Origin of the sequence: Hymenobacter sp. HSC-4F20 (genome assembly GCF_019599275.1) — a bacterium.
Taxonomy (GTDB): domain Bacteria; phylum Bacteroidota; class Bacteroidia; order Cytophagales; family Hymenobacteraceae; genus Hymenobacter.
The window spans coordinates 168687-185788 of sequence record NZ_JAHZTD010000003.1; the positions used below are offsets into that span (position 1 = coordinate 168687).

18 protein-coding genes are annotated in these 17102 nt (G+C 59.4%); 5 read left to right on the forward strand and 13 right to left on the reverse strand.

What is annotated here, in order from left to right; genetic code table 11:
- Positions 1-81 precede the first annotated feature (81 nt).
- Positions 82-618: a hypothetical protein gene (locus tag K3G63_RS16735; RefSeq protein ID WP_220615275.1), complete on the reverse strand. Its 537-nt coding sequence runs from the start codon at positions 616-618 to the stop codon at positions 82-84.
- Positions 619-895: 277 nt separating this feature from the next.
- On the opposite strand from K3G63_RS16735, the gene K3G63_RS16740 reads away from it, so the two are divergent.
- Both K3G63_RS16740 and K3G63_RS16745 read left to right on the forward strand, forming a co-directional pair.
- Positions 896-1249 (forward strand): iron-sulfur cluster assembly accessory protein, encoded by a 354-nt coding sequence (locus K3G63_RS16740; RefSeq protein ID WP_220615276.1) that lies wholly within the window; start codon positions 896-898, stop codon positions 1247-1249.
- Between the two features lie 172 nt (positions 1250-1421).
- Entirely contained in the window at positions 1422-3617 is a 2196-nt protein-coding gene (locus K3G63_RS16745; RefSeq protein ID WP_220615277.1) for a penicillin acylase family protein, read from the forward strand.
- Between the two features lie 83 nt (positions 3618-3700).
- Here K3G63_RS16745 and K3G63_RS16750 read toward each other — a convergent pair whose 3' ends face one another.
- The 4 genes from K3G63_RS16750 to K3G63_RS16765 form a co-directional block, all read right to left on the reverse strand.
- Complete coding sequence (locus tag K3G63_RS16750) at positions 3701-4582, reverse strand: DUF1080 domain-containing protein (RefSeq protein WP_220615278.1); 882 nt, start codon at positions 4580-4582, stop codon at positions 3701-3703.
- 194 nt (positions 4583-4776) lie between these two features.
- Positions 4777-5727, reverse strand: a complete 951-nt coding sequence (locus tag K3G63_RS16755) for an MBL fold metallo-hydrolase (protein WP_220615279.1) — start codon at positions 5725-5727, stop codon at positions 4777-4779.
- A gap of 36 nt (positions 5728-5763) precedes the next feature.
- Complete coding sequence (locus tag K3G63_RS16760) at positions 5764-6618, reverse strand: DUF4261 domain-containing protein (RefSeq protein ID WP_220615280.1); 855 nt, start codon at positions 6616-6618, stop codon at positions 5764-5766.
- Between the two features lie 29 nt (positions 6619-6647).
- Positions 6648-7112 carry a GNAT family N-acetyltransferase gene (locus K3G63_RS16765; RefSeq protein ID WP_220615281.1) on the reverse strand — a complete coding sequence of 155 codons (465 nt, stop codon included), beginning with the start codon at positions 7110-7112 and terminating at the stop codon, positions 6648-6650.
- 101 nt (positions 7113-7213) lie between these two features.
- On the opposite strand from K3G63_RS16765, the gene K3G63_RS16770 reads away from it, so the two are divergent.
- Positions 7214-8800, forward strand: a complete 1587-nt coding sequence (locus tag K3G63_RS16770; protein ID WP_220615282.1) for a glycerol-3-phosphate dehydrogenase/oxidase — start codon at positions 7214-7216, stop codon at positions 8798-8800.
- Positions 8801-8812: 12 nt separating this feature from the next.
- Here the strand turns inward: K3G63_RS16770 and K3G63_RS16775 are convergent, their stop codons facing one another.
- From K3G63_RS16775 to K3G63_RS16800, 6 genes are all read right to left on the reverse strand, one after another.
- Entirely contained in the window at positions 8813-9451 is a 639-nt protein-coding gene (locus K3G63_RS16775) for a hypothetical protein (RefSeq protein ID WP_220615283.1), read from the reverse strand.
- Between the two features lie 30 nt (positions 9452-9481).
- Positions 9482-10366 (reverse strand): ChaN family lipoprotein, encoded by an 885-nt coding sequence (locus K3G63_RS16780; protein ID WP_310794605.1) that lies wholly within the window; start codon positions 10364-10366, stop codon positions 9482-9484.
- Between the two features lie 142 nt (positions 10367-10508).
- Complete coding sequence (locus K3G63_RS16785) at positions 10509-11897, reverse strand: ABC transporter permease (RefSeq protein WP_220615284.1); 1389 nt, start codon at positions 11895-11897, stop codon at positions 10509-10511.
- A 68-nt stretch (positions 11898-11965) separates the two neighbouring features.
- The gene (locus tag K3G63_RS16790; protein WP_220615285.1) at positions 11966-12919 is read right to left on the reverse strand and encodes an ABC transporter ATP-binding protein; all 954 of its coding nucleotides are present in this window, start codon (positions 12917-12919) and stop codon (positions 11966-11968) included.
- An 80-nt stretch (positions 12920-12999) separates the two neighbouring features.
- A complete protein-coding gene (locus K3G63_RS16795) occupies positions 13000-13500 on the reverse strand; it encodes a hypothetical protein (protein ID WP_220615286.1) in 501 nt (166 codons plus the stop codon).
- Between the two features lie 122 nt (positions 13501-13622).
- Positions 13623-14132, reverse strand: a complete 510-nt coding sequence (locus K3G63_RS16800) for an RNA polymerase sigma factor (protein ID WP_220615287.1) — start codon at positions 14130-14132, stop codon at positions 13623-13625.
- A 79-nt stretch (positions 14133-14211) separates the two neighbouring features.
- On the opposite strand from K3G63_RS16800, the gene K3G63_RS16805 reads away from it, so the two are divergent.
- Positions 14212-14370, forward strand: coding sequence for a hypothetical protein (locus K3G63_RS16805; protein WP_220615288.1), 159 nt, complete (start codon positions 14212-14214; stop codon positions 14368-14370).
- A 94-nt stretch (positions 14371-14464) separates the two neighbouring features.
- Here K3G63_RS16805 and dnaJ read toward each other — a convergent pair whose 3' ends face one another.
- Together dnaJ and K3G63_RS16815 are read right to left on the reverse strand one after the other, a co-directional pair.
- Positions 14465-15607 carry a molecular chaperone DnaJ gene (gene dnaJ, locus K3G63_RS16810; protein ID WP_220615289.1) on the reverse strand — a complete coding sequence of 381 codons (1143 nt, stop codon included), beginning with the start codon at positions 15605-15607 and terminating at the stop codon, positions 14465-14467.
- Positions 15608-15701: 94 nt separating this feature from the next.
- The gene (locus K3G63_RS16815) at positions 15702-16271 is read right to left on the reverse strand and encodes a nucleotide exchange factor GrpE (protein ID WP_220615290.1); all 570 of its coding nucleotides are present in this window, start codon (positions 16269-16271) and stop codon (positions 15702-15704) included.
- Positions 16272-16435: 164 nt separating this feature from the next.
- Between K3G63_RS16815 and K3G63_RS16820 the strand changes: the two genes are divergently transcribed.
- Positions 16436-17080 carry a GIY-YIG nuclease family protein gene (locus K3G63_RS16820; RefSeq protein WP_259404532.1) on the forward strand — a complete coding sequence of 215 codons (645 nt, stop codon included), beginning with the start codon at positions 16436-16438 and terminating at the stop codon, positions 17078-17080.
- Positions 17081-17102 lie beyond the last annotated feature (22 nt).

Below are 17102 nucleotides of genomic sequence, written 5' to 3' on the forward strand. Positions count from 1 at the left end.
CGAAGGACACTACCTCTAACGCAGGCGAGCTACTCCGGCTGCTCCTCAACTGAGTGTGAAAGGGCTGCGCGGCGTATGGTGTTAGAACATAGCCACGGCTTCGCGCTTCACAGCCAGCAGGGCCGCAGCCGTAGGGTCAAACTGGTTGGTCATCAGGCCCTCTAAAATGTGGCGCGCCAGTTCCGGGCCGCGCGCTTCCTGCGGGGTGGGCAAGGCCTGATAGTGGGTAGTGATAAGGTTAACGACGCTTTCCTGGGCCTGCTTTACCGCCGCCCAGGTTTCGGGCTGCATGTAGAGCTGCTGGCTGAGGTTGTGCTCCACTTCGGCCCGGATTTCCTGAAGCAGCAGGCGGTGGTAGTCGGTGGCCGTTAGTCCGGCGCTGCTCACGCGCACCAGCAGGTTGTTCGGGGTAATGCGCTCCAGCAGCATCGTCACGCGCTCCAGGGCCTGCAGGCGCAGCGGCAGGGTAGTCTTGCTCGATTCGAGACGCAGCTCCATGAGGCGGCGCTGCTGCTCTTTTTCCAGAAACTGCTGGAATAGAAAAAAGATGGCGCCCGCCACGAGTAGCGCCGGCAGAATAATCTTGAGCAAGTCGAAAAAATACGCGGTGGTGTCCATTGAAGCGGGTTGGTCGACTAAGAAAAAAACGAAAATCGCCTGATAAAGTAGCAGCCGCAGGCCGCGGCGGCCCGTACCCGACCTGATACGCAGCCAGCCGCCAATGCGCTACCCAGGCGGCAAATATAGGTCGTGAACCGCGGGGCCCTACCCGTTGTTATACTCCCAAACAACGCTGCGGCTCGACGGAGCAGCCAGGTTGCCCCACGGATAACCTAGCGCTACTACCGCCGACTTCGTATCTTTGTCGCCTTACTTTCCTAACGACGAACACACTATGGCAACGGCCGTCTCCACGAAACTTGCTCCCATCAGCCTCACTCCCCGCGCGCTGGAAGAGGTTCGGAATATTCTCATTGAGAAAAACGTGCCCGCCGAGTACGGCCTGCGCGTAGGCGTCCAGGGCGGGGGCTGCTCGGGCATGAGCTACCTGCTGGGCTTCGATAAAGCCAAGGAACAGGACGAAACCTTCGACCTCGAAGGCGTTCTGCTCATCATGGATAAGAAACACGCCATGTACGTGCTGGGCATGGAGGTTGATTTCCAGGATGGCCTCAATGCCCGGGGCTTTATCTTTAATAACCCCCAGGCCAAAAGCACCTGCGGCTGCGGCTCCTCTTTCTCGGCCTAACCCTTTCTGATTTCTGCTGCTTCGGCAGCGCAGTACCAAGCCCCAACCGACCCTGGTTGGGGCTTTTTGCTTTCGTGGTGGCGCGGGCCGGGTACACGCCGGGGCCACGGATATGCAAGCGGCTAGTTACTTTAGGCCGTTCTTCCGCCGTTTCCCCACGTTTTCTCTCCTGATGCGCCCTACCCTTACCCTTGGTTTTCTGCTTACTGCTGCCACCGCCCACGCCCAGGCCTTCAGCCCCGCGGAAATTGCCCGCTGGCAGCAGCAGGCCCGGCAGGTAACCATCACGCGCGACACCTGGGGCGTGCCCCACGTGCAAGGCAAAACCGACGCCGATGCCGTGTTTGGTCTGCTCTACGCCCAGTGCGAAGACGACTTCCCGCGGGTAGAAATGAACTACCTCGATGCCATTGGCCGGCTGGCCGAAGTGGAAGGCGAAGCCGCCCTCTATCACGACCTGCGGGCCCGCCTGTTCATGGACAGCACCCAGGCCATCCGGCTGTACAAGAAAAGTCCGGGCTGGATGAAGCAGTTGCTCAACGCCTTTGCCGACGGCACCAACTACTACCTCTACACTCACCCCCAGACGCGCCCGCGGCTGCTGCGGCGCTTTCAGCCCTGGATGCCGCTGATGTTCAGCGAGGGTAGCATTGGGGGCAACATTAGCGTGGTGCCGCTGGAGCGGCTGAAAAACTTCTACGGCAGCCGCAAATCAACCTCCTGGGTGCGGCCCGACGCGGAAAAAGCGGAGCGCGAGCCGGTCGGCTCCAACGGGTTTGCCGTGGCCCCGGCCAAAAGCGCCAGCGGCCACGCCCTGCTGCTGATTAACCCCCACACTTCCTTCTACTTCCGGCCCGAGGTGCAGATGACCAGCCAGGCGGGCCTGAACGCCTACGGGGCCGTGACGTGGGGGCAATTTTTCGTGTACCAGGGCTTCAACGAGCACTGCGGCTGGATGCACACCTCCAGCTTTGCCGATTCCATGGACGAGTACGTGGAAACCATTGAGCAAAAAGACGGCAAGCCCCACTACCGTTACGGTTCGAAGCTGCGGCCCGTGCGGGTGGCCACCGTTTCCCTGCCCTATCTCCAGGATGGCCGGCTGCTGCGCCGGGAGTTTACTACCTACCGCACCCACCACGGGCCAGTGGTCGGCCAGCTGGCCGACAACAAGTGGGTGACGGTCCGCATGATGGATACGCCCCTGGCCGCCCTGGAGCAGTCTTACCTGCGCACCAAAGCCACCGACTACGCCAGCTTCCGGAAAGTGATGCAGCTCAATGGCAATGCTTCCAACAACACGGTGTTTGCCGACAGCAAGGGCACCATTGCCTACTGGCACGGCAACTTTATGCCCCGCCGCAACCCACAGTTCGACTGGAGCCAGCCCGTGGACGGCAGCAACCCGCAAACGGAATGGCAGGGCTTGCACAAAGTGGAGGACCTGGTGCAGGTGCTCAACCCAGCCAGCGGCTGGATTCAGAACTGCAACTCCACCCCCTTTACTGTGGCGGGCCCGGGCAGCCCAGCCAAAGACAAGTACCCCGCCTACATGGCTCCCGATGCGGAAAACTACCGCGGCATAAATGCTGTGCGGGTGCTGAGCCGCAAGCCCGTGTTCACCCTCGATACGCTGATTGCCGCCGCCAAGGACCCCTACTTGCCCGGCTTTGAGGAGCTGCTGCCCGCCTTGGCTAGGGACTTTCAGTTTGTGGCCGACAGCCCGAATCCGCCGGAGGGCGAGGTGGTAGAGGCCCTGAAGCTACTGCAGGGCTGGGACCGGCGCTACAGCAAAACGTCGGTGGGCCAGACCCTGGCCACCTACTGGGGCGAGCGGCTGCTGCGCCTGGCCCGCCCGCGCGTGCCCGGGGGGCAGCCCCTAGACTACATTAGCCTCGTGCAGTTCAGCATGGCCCACACGACGCCCCAGGAGAAAGTAGCCGCCCTGCAGGAAACCCTGGACGAGCTGACCCGCGACTTTGGCACCTGGCGCATGCCGTGGGGAGAAGTAAACCGCTTCCAGCGTCTCACCGGCAACCTGCAGGAAACCTACGACGACCAGAAGCCTAGCCTGCCGGTGGCCTTTACCTCATCGGCCTGGGGCTCTCTGGCGGCCTTTGGCTCCCGTACTTACCCCGGCACCAAGAAGCGCTACGGCAGCGTGGGCAATAGCTTTATTGCGGTGGTTGAGTTCGGCCCCCGCGTGAAGGCCCGCTCCGTACTGGCCGGCGGCAACAGCAACCAGCCCGCTTCGCCCCACTTCACCGACCAGGCGGGGTTATATGCCGAGGAAAACTTCAAAGACGTGCTCTTCTACCCCGAAGACATCCGGCAGCACACGGAGCGCACCTACTCGCCCGGCCAGTAAGCCTGCCCCTAAAGACGCAGCAGAGAAGCCCCCGTAGCCGCAGATGTTTACGTAGCCGCGGGGGCTTCTCTAAGGGGATCATCTTACTTGAAGTACTGCGCGTACTGGGCGGGCATAGCGTCCAGCGGCTTAATAAGAATGTCCTTGTAAAAGACTTCGGCGGCTTCGCTTTGCAGCTGGATTTTGCCGTGCGTGAGCGGCTGGCGCTGGCCGTTGACCACGGCCCCGGAGTTGCTGAGCGCCAGCACCACGTGGCCGTTTACAATGTGCACGCTCCGGCCATTCACGTTAATAAGCTCCAACTCGTTCCACTGGCCGTTGGGCACCTCGTAGTTGGCCGACGCCTGACAGAACCCTGGGCCGCCGCGTCCCATCCTGACGGGGGCCGCCGCCGGGTTGTAGCGCAGCGTGTCATGGGTAGGGTTGTAGGCCGCCCGGATATCGGCCGTGGAATTCGCAATGCACCAGAAGTCGCCCATGGCGTTGCCCTTCTGGTACTCCGACACCTGAAATTCCTGGCTGAGCATCCAGCTGCGCCAGTAGTCTACCCCGCACTCGCCCTGGCTGTTGTACAGGATGCCGCTATCTAGGGGCTCATCAAGCCGGGGCACCCATTTTTTGGTTCCCCATTTCACTTTCAGCTTGAGGTGGTAGTTGGCGAAGTCCTGCTTGGTGAACACACAGCCGTATATCTCGCCGCTGATGCGTAGCACGGGCTCCCCCTGCTGCATCTGCACGGAAAAGACGTTTGCCTCGTTCTTATCGTAGCCAATGGGGGGTAGTGGCTTGCCCTGCGCGTCGGTGGGCTGCTGCCCGCGGTATCCAGGCTGGTGGCGGTAGCTTTGGTAGGTCTGCCACTTGCTGAGGTTTTTGTCCAGGAGGGGCTCCCACCCCTTGGGTACCATAAAGGAGGTAGTGCTCAGCAGCAGCGCGGCGGCGCAGCTCAGTATAGCGGGCTTTTTCATCAGACGAAGCATCCTAGGGTGATAATCTGCCCCAAGCTACTGATTCTAGCCAACGTGGCCTTACCAAACACGACTACCCGGAGCTTCTAGCAGTAGCCCACCCCGTGTCTGCAAAATAGCCCGACATGATTTTCTACTTTCCTACAGCTCAGGCGCCTGTTGACAGCCTGGTAAGGTAGCGCCTGTCGGCCGAATCAAAACTCCAGCCGCTGCCCTTGCTCCGGAAATATAAGCTTCACTGGCAGGGTGTTACCCTTCAATAGCTGGGCTTTGATTGCGTCTTCATTACCCGGCTTGATGTGGGTAATCACCACTGGCAGCCCGCGCAACGCGGCAGCGCCCGTCAACTGCCCCAGCACCTCCAGCTCCTGCAGGAGCAGGGCGGGCGTCAGGTGGCCGAAGAGCTGGCTGGTAGGCTGGCTATTGGGGTAGGAAGTTTCAATGAAAATAGCCTTGAGCTGATGCGCCTGCACCAGAGGCCGTACCGCCTGCCAGAGCGCCCGCAGGTTTTGCGTTTGCTCCACGGCATCAGCGCCCGTATCGCCGAGGTAGAGCAGGTAGCTGCTGCCACTGCGTACCAGAAAGGCGGTGCTTGGGTAGGGCTTGCCGTGGCTGAGCGGAAAGGCCTGCACGCTCAAGGCGGTATTGGCCAGGGGTGTTTCCTGCCCGGGCGCCAGCTCCCGCAGCTGGTATTTTTGCAGAGCCGGGGCGTTGCCGCCACTCCCGAAATTGGGCCAGGCTCGCCAGTTCAAGTAATCGTTCTGCAAGGTGGCCAGGCAGCCCGGCAGCCCGTAGATGGTTTTGGCCGTATCATCGGGGGCACCCAGCAGCAGCCCGGCAACGTGGTCGAGGTGGGGGTGGGAAATGAGGTAGCCTTTGATGCGGGTGCGGATTGCTTGCCCCGTGGAACCCGCCAGAGTGTTACGGGCTATGGCCTTTTCTACCCCGCTGTACACCGTGCCGGCATCCAGGCATACGTACGCACTGCTACCCGCTGGCGCTACCAGGTAGGCGGAGAGGTTGCTTTCCTGCAGGCCGCCCTTCACGCCCAGAGGCACCACAGTAAAGGACGACTGAGCTGCGATGGGTAGCGCAATCAGGTACGCCCAAAACCATATGAATACCCTTCCAACTACTTGTTTCATCTCGTGTGGGCTTCTAGCATCAGAGTAGTACCAGAATTACGTAGGCTCTACAGCAAGCACCAGCCGGTCCGGTCCTACTAACGCCTCCTGCCGTTCGCATTGCCATTTAGATTCTTGCGTCACTCCCTGAATGGTGCTTCCGTCAGTTATGATATCCCCTTGTGCATACGTATAGTAGGCATAATTCCAAAGCAATGCTCCTACGGCTGACGGATCCAGACCAGTAAAACGAACTTGAAAATCGGGGAGGCCTAGCACGTACAGCCCGACAGTATCCATTACGCTTTCATCTTTCGCTCCATTACCGACCTGGAAGAGTCGCACATTCAGAAAGCCATGAAGAGTACTTCGGTTATCCTCGTCCCAGGCCTCCAGCAAATCATCAGTCGCAAGAAGCTTCTGTGCCCCAACCGAATAAACTACCTGCGGCCGGGTTGCTTTTACCACAGCCATCAGAAACTGTGTAAATAGCTCGAGCCTGACCTTATAATCGAGTTGCCGGGTCATAAAGTCAGAGAGTACTACTTCATAGCGGCACGCGGCAGCCGCTTCAGCCGCTTCTGGCCAGTGCCAATTTTGCTGGAGTGCTTCTTCGGGAATCTCAATCCCGTCTTTGCCTTTGCCGGGGAAGAATATGGAGCATTGCGCTGCCACTTCTCCATCAGTAAAAGAAACCTTCGTATCAGGAAACAAGAACAGCATTGGACCAGCTACATCTGGGCTGTCTACGCTGTGAAAATATTTGCTCAGTTCCGCTACTATAATCTGTTTATCAAACACAGGCGCCTCTGCAAACAGCAATTTAGCCGTTAGCAATTGAGGAAAATTTGTTAGCTGTTCCTCCGGTTCGGAATGTTGGTTTTTCTTTTGTCGAAAATCGAAGATTCCCATTGCTGTGCTGTATCAATCTTGAAGCTGACTTATTTATTCGTCTTTTGATCACCCGGTTTTTTGTCTTCCCACGCCCCCACCGTCAGTTCAAAGCGCACCTCGCCGCTACCCGTGCGGCCAGTGTCTTGCCAGCCCTGCCGGCGGTAGAACTCCTCGGCGCGGGTGCCGGGCGCAGTGCTGAGCCACACAGATTCCGAAGTTTGCCCGAAATACCAGGTCAGCAGCTGGTGGTGCAGCTGTTTGCCGATACCCTGGCCCGCGAAGTCAGGGTGCACGAACAGAGCCCACACGCTGTGCTCTTGCATGTCAACGATGGTAAACCCAACGATACGGCTGTTTTCTTCGGCCACCCAGCCGCGGCCGCGGCGCGTGAGGTAGTCGAGGTAATGCGCCCCGGTGACGAGGGCTGGGTTGCGCAGTACATTCTCGCGCACGGCCAAGCGTACCTCCGCCAGGCGCGGAATATCTTCGGGAACGGCAGTGCGGTAGTGCATAATGGAAGGCAATACGGGAAGAAGCCAGCCAGAGCGGCGGCGAAAATTATCCATTTTTGCCGCCATCCGTTGTGTACTAGCCGATATACTGCTCCTGCCTCATGCTACCGCCTACCCTACCTTTCCGCCGCGACACGCTGCTGCAGCGGCTTCGCCATCAGCCGAGCTGGGATTTACTGGTGATTGGGGGTGGGGCCACGGGGCTCGGCGTAGCCCTGGATGGCATCAGCCGGGGCTATACCACGCTGCTGCTGGAGCGGGCCGACTACGCTAAGGGCACCAGCAGCCGTAGCACCAAGCTAGTGCACGGGGGAGTGCGCTACCTGGCCCAGGGAGACATTGCCCTGGTCCGCGAAGCACTTTACGAGCGAGGGCTGCTCCTTAAAAATGCCCCGCACGTGGTCAGGAATCAGAATTTCATCATTCCGAACTACGAGTGGTGGAGCGGCCCGTTTTACACCCTCGGCCTGACGCTCTACGACCTGCTGGCGGGCAAGCGCAGCCTGGGTCCCTCCCGCCACCTGAGCCGGGCAGAAGCCCTACGCCGCCTTACGACTCTCCAACCCGATGGCCTGCGGGGCGGCGTGCTCTACCACGATGGGCAGTTTGATGACGCCCGCCTGGCCGTAAACCTGGCCCAGACGGCTGTGGAGCGCGGCGGTACCGTGCTTAACTACTGCGAGGTGCACGGACTGCTGAAGGATACTCACGGCAGGGTAACTGGCGTGGCGGCTACCGACCAGGAAACCGGCGCTACGTACGAGTTGGCTGCCAAGGTAGTCGTAAACGCCACCGGCGTGTTCGTGGATGCCATTCGGCAGCTAGACGAGCCCGGCGCCCCCCAGCTGGTGCGTGCTAGCCAGGGCGTCCACATAGTCGTGGATAAGTCTTTTCTGCCCGGCGACGATGCCCTGCTAATTCCGCAAACTGACGATGGACGGGTGCTGTTTGCCGTGCCCTGGCACAACCGCGTGGTGCTGGGCACTACCGATACTCCCCTGCCGGGGCCAAGCCCGGAGCCTCAGGCCCGGGAAGATGAAATAGAGTTCATTTTGCGCACGGCCGGCCGCTACCTCACCCGTGCGCCCCGGCGTCAAGACGCGCTGAGTATCTTTGCCGGCCTGCGCCCCCTGGCCGCTCCAACGGATGGCTCAGCGCAGACCAAGGAAATTTCGCGCAGCCACAAACTTCTGGTGTCTGAAACAGGGCTCATTACCATCACGGGCGGCAAATGGACTACCTACCGCCGCATGGGGGAGGATACCGTGGCCCAGGCCATTGCTCTGGGCAAGCTTCCCGCTGCCCCGAGCCAAACGGCCCACATGCCCATTCACGGGGCTCAGCCTACCCCCGACCACAGCAGCTACCTTTACGTGTACGGCTCCGACCAGCCGCACCTGCACCAGCTTCTTACCGAGCACCCCGAGCTGAGCCAACGACTTGACCCCGCCCTTGAGTTTCGGTACGCCGAGGTAGTGTGGGCGGCTCGCTACGAAATGGCCCGCACCGTAGAGGATGTGCTGGCCCGGCGCGTGCGGGCACTGTTTCTCGACGCGGCCGCCGCCCTGCGCGCCGCGCCAGCCGTAGCGGCCCTGCTGGCCCAGGAACTCGGCCACGACCAGCAGTGGCAGGAGCAGCAGGTAGCTGCGTTCCGGGCGGTAGCACAGCACTACCTGCCCAGCCGCTAGGTGCCGCGTTGCCTAGCTGAAATCATACGGGTAGCCGATTTCCTGTAGGTCGGCTTCCAGCTGGGCCCATTCTTCCAGCTCACTGTTCAGGGCCGACACGAGGGCCTTAGTTAGGGGCTGGTGGGCGTACACGGCAGCTACTGCTTCCTCGGCAATGGGGTCCCGGTCGGTTTCGTCGATGAAGTACTCGTTGGCCCAGTCGGTGTAGGTAGCGGGGTCGCCATCAAAAATCGAGAGCAGCTCATCGGAGCCGTCGTCTTCGTCGGCGGGTAATACGCCGGTTTGCCAGCCGTGGGCCGGTGTGTACCACAGGCAGAAGGTAGTGCCAATGGAGTTGACCGGCTCCCCGAACATAAATTCGTCGAAGGCTTCGGGCAGGCCGCGCGTAACTTGGGTTTTGTCGGGCTGGTCGAACCCATCAAGGTAGCCGTTGATGCAGCAGCCCTCCTCGCGAAATAGCACCAGCATCTGGTCGCCTTCCCCGTCGCTCATTTCAAACAGCGCCTCGCCCTGGTCCCAGTGGGGGTTAAACGTGTAGTAGCGATACTCCGGCTCCGGGGAGTTAACTGCATCGAGGGCAGCCAGGGACTGGCACAGGCGGCGCAGGGTAGCGGCGTCGGGCAGGGCGGCGGGGTTCTGGGTTGACAGCATAGGGAAAAGGTGGTTGGTAGCCGGTAGAGCTTAATACGTCTTGGTCATGTCCTGGGGTACAACCAGCACGAAGTCGGCTTTTTGGGCGTGCTCCTGGTCTAGCTTGCCTAGCTGCTCCTGCGTCACGGTGCTGATGGTACGCACCTTCAGCTTCGGGTTCTGCTGGCGCAGGTAAGCCAGGATGCCATCATGGTTATCGGAGTGGTAGGCACCGTTGAGGTGGAGCAGCAGGTGGCCCTCGGGGCGGGCCTGGTTGAGAAAGTACGCCATGGTGGCATCTTTGAGGGCCTGCGCCTGGATGATGTTCTGCACGCCCGCGGCGTGGGCTGCGTCGCCCCCGAACATCTTCTGCATGTTCTTGTAGCCCGGCAGCTCGTAGTCTACCGTCATGGGCAGGGGTACTAGCCAGGTTTTCTCCGTGGCTGGCAGCTGGTTTAAGCTGGTGAGGCTGCTTTTGGCCACCTGGGAGGCATAGCGCCGCGGCACGTTGGTGCCCACCACCCGAAACTTCTGCTGCCGGGCCAGCTGCAACAGGGGCTTGTAGTCGGTGGAGTAGTTAGGCCAGGGGCGGCTTTGCTCCTCAAACTCTTTCTCGGACAGCTCGCCGGTAGTGTACTGATCCACCAGGGGCTGCACGTCGCGCTCAAACATTTCCAGGCCCAGCACCAGCTGGCCCTGGCGCAGGCGCAGCAGGTCCTTGGTCAGCTGCAGCTCCAGCCAGTGGGCAATGGGGTCGTTGTGCTGCTCGCCGAAAAACACTACGTCGGCTGCGGCCAGCTCCTTGAGCATTTTATCATAGGCGGCCGGTTTGCCCGCGGCCGTAAACAGGCGGTAGGCAGGCTTATCGTCGGCGCGCAGGGTCAGGCTGCCTAGCAGCACCAAGAGCGCAAAAAGCAGAAATTTTCGAGTCATCATTAGCAAAGGCTACCCTCTACGGGACGGTGCAAGGTAGCAGAAAGCCCCGGCAGCTGCTTTCCAACAGCTACCGGGGCGCAGGATGTTTCAGGATGATTCAGGTTGGTGTAGGATGCTGCTGGCCAGGCCAGCCCGCACTGGGCTAGGCCTTATAGAACATCCACTTCGACAGCTCGCCGTAGGTTACTTTCTTGCCGTACATGAGGATGCCCACCCGGTAGATGCGGGCTGCTACCCAGATAGTGAGCAGGAAGCCCAGAATCAGCAGGGCCATGCTCAGCAGCAGCTGCCAGCCAGGCACCCCGCCGAAGGGCAGGCGCATCATCATGGCAATGGGCGAAGTAAACGGAATCATCGACATCCAGGTGGCCACCGTGCCGTTGGGGTCCCGGATAATGACGCTTTGGGCAATAACGAAGGTCAGAATCAGGGGCATGGTCACGGGCAGCATAAACTGCTGGGTGTCCGTCTCGTTATCCACGGCCGAACCGATGGCCCCGAACAAGGCCCCGTAGAACAAGTAGCCGCCCAGGAAGTAGAACAGGAAAGCACCAATAATCAGGGGCAGGTTGATGCTGGCCAGGCCCGCCACAAAGCTCTGCTGAATCTTCACGGCCGGGTTTTCCTTTTCCTTGGCCGTGGTTGCAGTAACCGTACTGGCCGCCGGTGTGCTGGTGCCAGCCGCCACGGTACCGGCCTGCGGAGCCGTAGCCTGCTGTAGCTGCCCGGTGCGGGCCGCTACCACCTTCTCGGCTCCGAACACGCTGGCCAGGCCCGTGGTAACGGCCGTGCTCAGTATCACCCACAGCAGCAGCTGGGTAAGGCCCACGGCGGCAATGCCCAGCACCTTGCCCATCATCAGCTGAAAGGGCTTCACCGAGGAAATAACTACCTCCACAATCCGGTTGGTCTTTTCCTCAATCACGCCCCGCATAATCTGCACGCCGTAGATGAAGATGAACATGTAAATCAGGAAGGCGCAGAGGTAGGCAATGCCGGTGGTAACGCCCGTGCTGCTGGTTTTCTCGCCGTCGTCGCTCAGGTTAATAGTTTCCAGGTCCACGTCGGCCTTAATCTTGTCGAGCGTGGCTTTATCCAGGCCGGCCTGGCGCATGCGGGCCGCCTCAATCTGGCGGTTAATCAGGCGCTCCAGGCTGATTTGGGTGTTCAGGCTCAGGTTTTCCTTGGAGAAGATGCGGAAACCCTTGGGCTCGGCCATGTCGTAGCGCGGGATGTAGAGCAGGGCCGCGTACTTGCCCTTCTTAAAGGCCGCCTTGGCCGCGTCCAGCTGGGCAGGCACGGCCTCGTAGCGCAGGTCGTTGCTGGGGTCAGTGGGCAGCTCCCCGGCGAAGATGTTGCCCTCGTCGGCTACGGCTACCACCTTCTGGTTCGAGGATATCTGCGACAACATGACGGGCACCACAATAAAGGCCGCCATCAGCAGCGGGGCCAGCAACGTCATGATAACGAAGCTTTTTTTGCGCACCCGGGTCAGGTATTCGCGCTGAAAAATGAGGATAATTTTTTCCATGGGAAGTCGGGAGTTAGCAGTCAGCAGCTAGAAGGGTCAGAAGGTCAGGGCGCGAGGCAGGCGGGCGCCTACCGCACGGTTTCCAGCTCTTCCACCAGGCTTTCGGGCATTGTTTCCTGGACCCGGCGAATAAAAATGTCGTTGATGCTCGGAATCAGCTCCCGGAAGGCGTGCACCTCCACGCTGCCGGCCCCGATGAGGTAGCGCAGCAAGTCATTAGGCGACGTATTGCCGTGCAGCTTAATCAGGTCGTAGAAGTGGCCGTTCTCCCGCTCCCGGTGCTCCAGCACTTCAAAGTCGGGGTGCAGCACCATCAGCCGGCCCTTGCCCTCCACCACGTAGGTCTGGGTTTTGAAGGTATTCTTGATGTCGCGCACCGAGCCGTCGAGCACCTTGTGGCTGCGGTTAATCAGGGCAATGTTGTCGCAGAGCTCCTCCACCGATTCCATGCGGTGGGTAGAGAAGATGATGGTGGCTCCTTTCTCGCGCAGGGCCAGAATCTCGTCCTTGATGAGGTTGGCGTTAATGGGGTCAAAGCCGGAAAACGGCTCGTCGAGGATGATAATGCTGGGCTCGTGCAGCACCGTGGCAATAAACTGCACCTTCTGCTGCATGCCCTTGGAGAGGTCCTCCACGTTTTTCTCGGCCCAGGGTTTAATATCCAGGCGGGTGAGCCAGGCACGGATGCGCTCCGTAGCATCGGCCTTCGAGAGGCCCTTCAGGCGAGCCAGGTAGAGCAGCTGCTCGCCTACCTTCATCTTTTTGTAGAGGCCCCGCTCCTCGGGCAAGTACCCGATTTCGGCAATGTGGGCGGGTTTCAGCTTTTCGCCCCGCAGCCGGATTTCGCCCTCGTCGGCGCCCGTTATCTGGGTGATGATGCGGATGAGCGAGGTTTTGCCGGCCCCGTTGGGACCAAGCAAACCAAAGATGCTCCGCTCCGGAATATCGAGGCTCACACCATTAAGGGCCACGTGCTGGGCGTAGGCTTTGCGCACGTTCAGGGCTTGTAAAATAGGTTGCACGGCAGGTAAATTGGTTAGGTAGTAGCTAATGTAGAATTTTGGCTATGCACTGGGGAAGGTATTTCAACGAACGGGCTGGTTTAGGCCTCTAACTCGCGCAGGGCCGCTTCCAGTTGGTCGAGGTGCCGGCCGTAACGTTGTTGCTGCTTATACTCCCCAATCCAGACCATGACGCCAAGTGCCGCTATTACTAGAATGGCCAACGCTACTGAGCGCCAGTCGATGCCTTCGAGCTCCGTTGACCAAAATCGGTTACGCTGGCTGTATAAGATGATTGTGATGAGCCCCAGCAGAAACAGCCCACCGGCGTAACGGCGCAACTGCATCAGCTGACGGACTCGCTGAATTTGGCTTTTCAACTGTAGATATACAGCCCCTACCTCTTGCTGCATGCGCCGCACAATGCGCAATTGGGTAATCATGCTCCAGGCGACAAAAGCTACCATCACTAGCACCAACGCCAGCAGCGCCGGCCGCACCTCCGTTAAGCCGTGGCGCTTGGTCAGGCTAAACACATTGCCCACGTTAATGATTAACACGAATAGCAGAAGGCGTAGGTCGCGGGTGGCATTTCGTTCCATGCGAGCCAGAGGCCCATCCGCTTGGTTGGCAAGCATTGTGCGTAGTCTTTGTTCAGTTAAAACGGTTTGGGCTGGCTCAACTGGCTGCTCCTGCCAGCTTCGGCGGAAATTATCGAGGTCCATCAGGCGGGTTGGGTTAGCAGGTGGCGAAGCTTGTCTTGCACGCGGTGCATTTTCACGCGCACATTATTTTGGGTGATGCCCAGGATGTCGGCCATTTCCTCGTAGGTGCGCTCTTCCAGGTACAGCAGCACAAAGGCCTTTTCCACGTCTGAGAGCCGCTCAATGGCGCGGTAGAGCTGGGCCAGGTCGTCGGCATCGGGGCCCGTGTCGGACGGCGGGGCTACATCGGGCATGATGGCGTCGAAACGTTCCGGCGGCGGCTTGCGCGTCCGCAGGCGCAAATCGGAAATAGCTACGTTCAGGGCTACGCGGTAGAGCCAGGTGCTGAGCTTGGCCGAGGCCCGCGCCTGGTACGTTGGCCACGCCCGCCACAGCTGCAGCACAATGTCCTGGTACACGTCCTGCTGGTCGTCGGCATGGGTGCAGTACATGCGCACCACCCGCCGCAGCAAGGGCTGATACTGTTGAAGCAGGTGCAGGAAATCCGGCGTGGGAGCAGCGGCAGGCATATGGTGGGGAAGTTTGCTGGATTTATCGTGGAACCCCTCTCCGCATTACAGCCGCTTCAAAACTTTTTTTGCTTATCCCATGCGAAAGGCCATTGCCCAGGAAGCACCCGCCCCTGCCGCGCATAAAGAACGCCGCCGCCCTACCCCTTGCTGCCCGCTGAACCCTTCCGGCGGCAGGTATGGCACGCTGCTGACTGGTCGAACGCCTTCGGCGTTGCACTGGTACCAGAAGCCCTAAACAAAAAAGCCTACCTCCCCAGGAAGCGGGAAAGTAGGCTCTAAGCATGGTCGCCGGAATCCGTGAAATCCGACGAGTCCGTCTAAATCCGTGATTATTGGAAGTACTCCTTCACTTTCTCGAAGAAGCCTTTCTCATTTTTGCCGGGGTTGGGCGTGAAGTTACGGGCGTCGCGCAGCTTTTCCAGCAGTTCCCGCTCCTCGTTGGTCACGTTCTTCGGGGTCCAAACGTTGAGATGAATTAGCTGGTCGCCGCGGCCGTACCCGTTAATATCCTTAATGCCCTTGCCACGCAGGCGCAGAATTTTACCGGGCTGGGTGCCGGGGTCCACCTTGATTTTCACCTTGCCCTCAATGGTCGGCACTTCAATGCTCGCGCCCAGGGCCGCATCTACGAACGAGATGTACTGCTCGAACATAATGTTGTTGCCGTCACGCTTAAGCAACTCGTGCGGCTCCTCCTCAATCTGAATGAGCAGGTCGCCGGCTACGCCGCCCCGCTCGGGGTAGTTGCCTTTGCCGTTCATGCTTAGCTGCATGCCCTCGGCTACCCCGGCCGGAATATTAATCGGAATAACCTCCTCGTGCAGCTGGCGGCCTTCGCCGTGGCACACGTCGCACTTACTGGTTACTACCTTGCCCTCGCCCTCGCAGGTCGGGCAGGTGGAGGCGCTGACCATCTGGCCGAGCATGGTTTGCACCACGCGCTTCACTTGGCCTTGGCCCTGGCAGGTGCCGCAGGTTTTAAGGTCGGTGCCGTTTTTGGCGCCGGTACCCGAGCAGGTGCTGCAGGCGACGTAGCGCTTCACCTTGATTTTCTTCTCGACGCCGTTGGCTACTTCTTCCAAGTCGAGCTTGAGCTTAATGCGCAGGTTGGAGCCCTTACGCACCCGCCGGCCACCTTGCTGGCCCCGCCCGCCCCCGAAGAAGCTTTCGAAGCCACCACCGCCCCCGAAGATGTCGCCGAACTGCGAGAAGATATCCTCCATGTTCGGGCCGCCGCCGTTGCCACCCATGCCCTGGTGGCCAAACCGGTCGTAGCGGGCGCGCTTCTGCTCATCCGACAGAACCTCGTAGGCTTCGGCGGCTTCCTTGAATTTGTCTTCGGCCGAGGGGTCGTCGGGGTTTTTATCAGGGTGATACTTGATGGCCACCTTGCGGTACGCCTTCTTTATCTCGTCGCCCGAAGCGTTTTTGGCTACGCCCAGCACCTCGTAATAATCTCGCTTCGTTGCCATGATTAGTAGTGAGTAGTATGTATTGAGTACTGAGACAAGTACTGGTTGCCTGAGGCAGAGCGCATCATTACCACGTAGTACCTGCTACTCAATACTAGGCCCCTAGTACCACCTTGGCGTGGCGGATTACCTTGTCGCCGAGGTAGTAGCCTTTCTCCACCTCGTCCACAATTTTGCCTTTCAGATCTTCCGTGGGAGCCGGAATCTGGGTAATGGCTTCGTGCAGATCAGGGTCAAAAGCGCCACCTTTGGCCTCCATAGGGGCCAAGCCTTTCTGGCTCAGAGTTTTCTGGAGCTTGTTCTGAATAATATCGATGCTCTCACGCACGGCGGTAGCATCCTCAGTGTCCTTGGTGTGGTGGCGGGCCCGGTCAAAATCGTCCAGCACGGGCAGCAATGCCACCATCAACTCCTGGTTGGCGGTCTTGAACAGGTCGGCGCGCTCCTTGGTGGTGCGGCGCTTGTAGTTCTCGAACTCGGCGGCCAGGCGCAGGTACTTATCTTTCAAGTCGGCCAGCTCGGCGTCGGATTTGGCGGCAGTGGCTTCCTCGCCGGCAGCATCCTCCACGGACGTTGCGGGAGTAGCGTCCGTCATTTCGCCAGCAACGTGGTCAGCCTCGCCGGTCAAGTTGTCGTCTTGCGGCAGTTGGTTCTCGTCAGCCATCTTGGTAAATATTCTTCGGAATGGGTTTTTCACGGGATTCGCCGTTGGGCAGCAGCATGGGCGCAAGGAGTAGGCCAAAGGCACCGTCGCTGTCATTGTGGCATAGCAGTACTACTCTCCGTCTCGCTATCTATTTTGCACAACAAAAATACACAGCCATTTTTATGAACTCTTCTAGTGCTAGTTCGCCCTTAAGCGTGGTGTATGTACTGACAAATCCGGCTATGCCGAACCTTGTCAAAATTGGGCGTACTAGCCACGACGACGCTAAAACTCGGATTGATCAGCTCTATACTACCGGCGTTCCTGTTCCCTTTACTATTGAATACGTGTGTAAAGTTCCCAACTCGGCTGAAGTAGAAAAAGCATTACATCTGGCTTTCGCGCCGCATCGTATTAATCCCAAACGCGAGTTTTTCAGCATTGAGCCCGCGCAGGCAATAGCCATTCTTAAGCTTTTACACGTAGCCGACGCTACTCAGGAAATTGAGAGCCAACCGTCTTTACTGGATCAGGCCGAAGTAGAAGCTGCTATACAACTCAGCCGTAAGCGCCCAAATCTTAATTTCGAGGAGATGCAAATCCCGATTGGGGCTGTACTCACCTGCAAGTCCAATGGCCGCCATGCCGTCGTTGTCAGTAACCGGAAAGTGCGCCTGGAGGATGAAGAAATGTCGCTTACTGCTGCTACCCGGCGGGTGCTGGATATTGAATACAGCGTGGCTCCCTGCCCGCATTGGCTTTACGAAGGGCAGTCCTTAACAGTGCTTTACGATGCTGCCTACGCTCCTGAAAGCAGCGAAGTGTAACTAGCGCCCGACGAGAAGTACA

Excerpts from the sequence above, each read along its gene's own strand:
- K3G63_RS16805 (WP_220615288.1), top strand. The coding sequence starts at position 14,212 with ATGCGAAAGGCCATTGCCCAGGAAGCACCCGCCCCTGCCGCGCATAAA.
- K3G63_RS16740 (WP_220615276.1), top strand. The coding sequence starts at position 896 with ATGGCAACGGCCGTCTCCACGAAACTTGCTCCCATCAGCCTCACTCCC.
- K3G63_RS16775 (WP_220615283.1), bottom strand. The coding sequence starts at position 9,451 with ATGCTGTCAACCCAGAACCCCGCCGCCCTGCCCGACGCCGCTACCCTG.
- K3G63_RS16785 (WP_220615284.1), bottom strand. The coding sequence starts at position 11,897 with ATGGAAAAAATTATCCTCATTTTTCAGCGCGAATACCTGACCCGGGTG.
- K3G63_RS16760 (WP_220615280.1), bottom strand. The coding sequence starts at position 6,618 with ATGGGAATCTTCGATTTTCGACAAAAGAAAAACCAACATTCCGAACCG.
- K3G63_RS16800 (WP_220615287.1), bottom strand. The coding sequence starts at position 14,132 with ATGCCTGCCGCTGCTCCCACGCCGGATTTCCTGCACCTGCTTCAACAG.
- K3G63_RS16770 (WP_220615282.1), top strand. The coding sequence starts at position 7,214 with ATGCTACCGCCTACCCTACCTTTCCGCCGCGACACGCTGCTGCAGCGG.
- K3G63_RS16820 (WP_259404532.1), top strand. The coding sequence starts at position 16,436 with ATGAACTCTTCTAGTGCTAGTTCGCCCTTAAGCGTGGTGTATGTACTG.
- K3G63_RS16755 (WP_220615279.1), bottom strand. The coding sequence starts at position 5,727 with ATGAAACAAGTAGTTGGAAGGGTATTCATATGGTTTTGGGCGTACCTG.
- K3G63_RS16750 (WP_220615278.1), bottom strand. The coding sequence starts at position 4,582 with ATGAAAAAGCCCGCTATACTGAGCTGCGCCGCCGCGCTGCTGCTGAGC.
- K3G63_RS16815 (WP_220615290.1), bottom strand. The coding sequence starts at position 16,271 with ATGGCTGACGAGAACCAACTGCCGCAAGACGACAACTTGACCGGCGAG.
- K3G63_RS16765 (WP_220615281.1), bottom strand. The coding sequence starts at position 7,112 with ATGCACTACCGCACTGCCGTTCCCGAAGATATTCCGCGCCTGGCGGAG.
- K3G63_RS16780 (WP_310794605.1), bottom strand. The coding sequence starts at position 10,366 with ATGATGACTCGAAAATTTCTGCTTTTTGCGCTCTTGGTGCTGCTAGGC.
- K3G63_RS16745 (WP_220615277.1), top strand. The coding sequence starts at position 1,422 with ATGCGCCCTACCCTTACCCTTGGTTTTCTGCTTACTGCTGCCACCGCC.
- K3G63_RS16735 (WP_220615275.1), bottom strand. The coding sequence starts at position 618 with ATGGACACCACCGCGTATTTTTTCGACTTGCTCAAGATTATTCTGCCG.
- K3G63_RS16795 (WP_220615286.1), bottom strand. The coding sequence starts at position 13,500 with ATGGAACGAAATGCCACCCGCGACCTACGCCTTCTGCTATTCGTGTTA.
- dnaJ (WP_220615289.1), bottom strand. The coding sequence starts at position 15,607 with ATGGCAACGAAGCGAGATTATTACGAGGTGCTGGGCGTAGCCAAAAAC.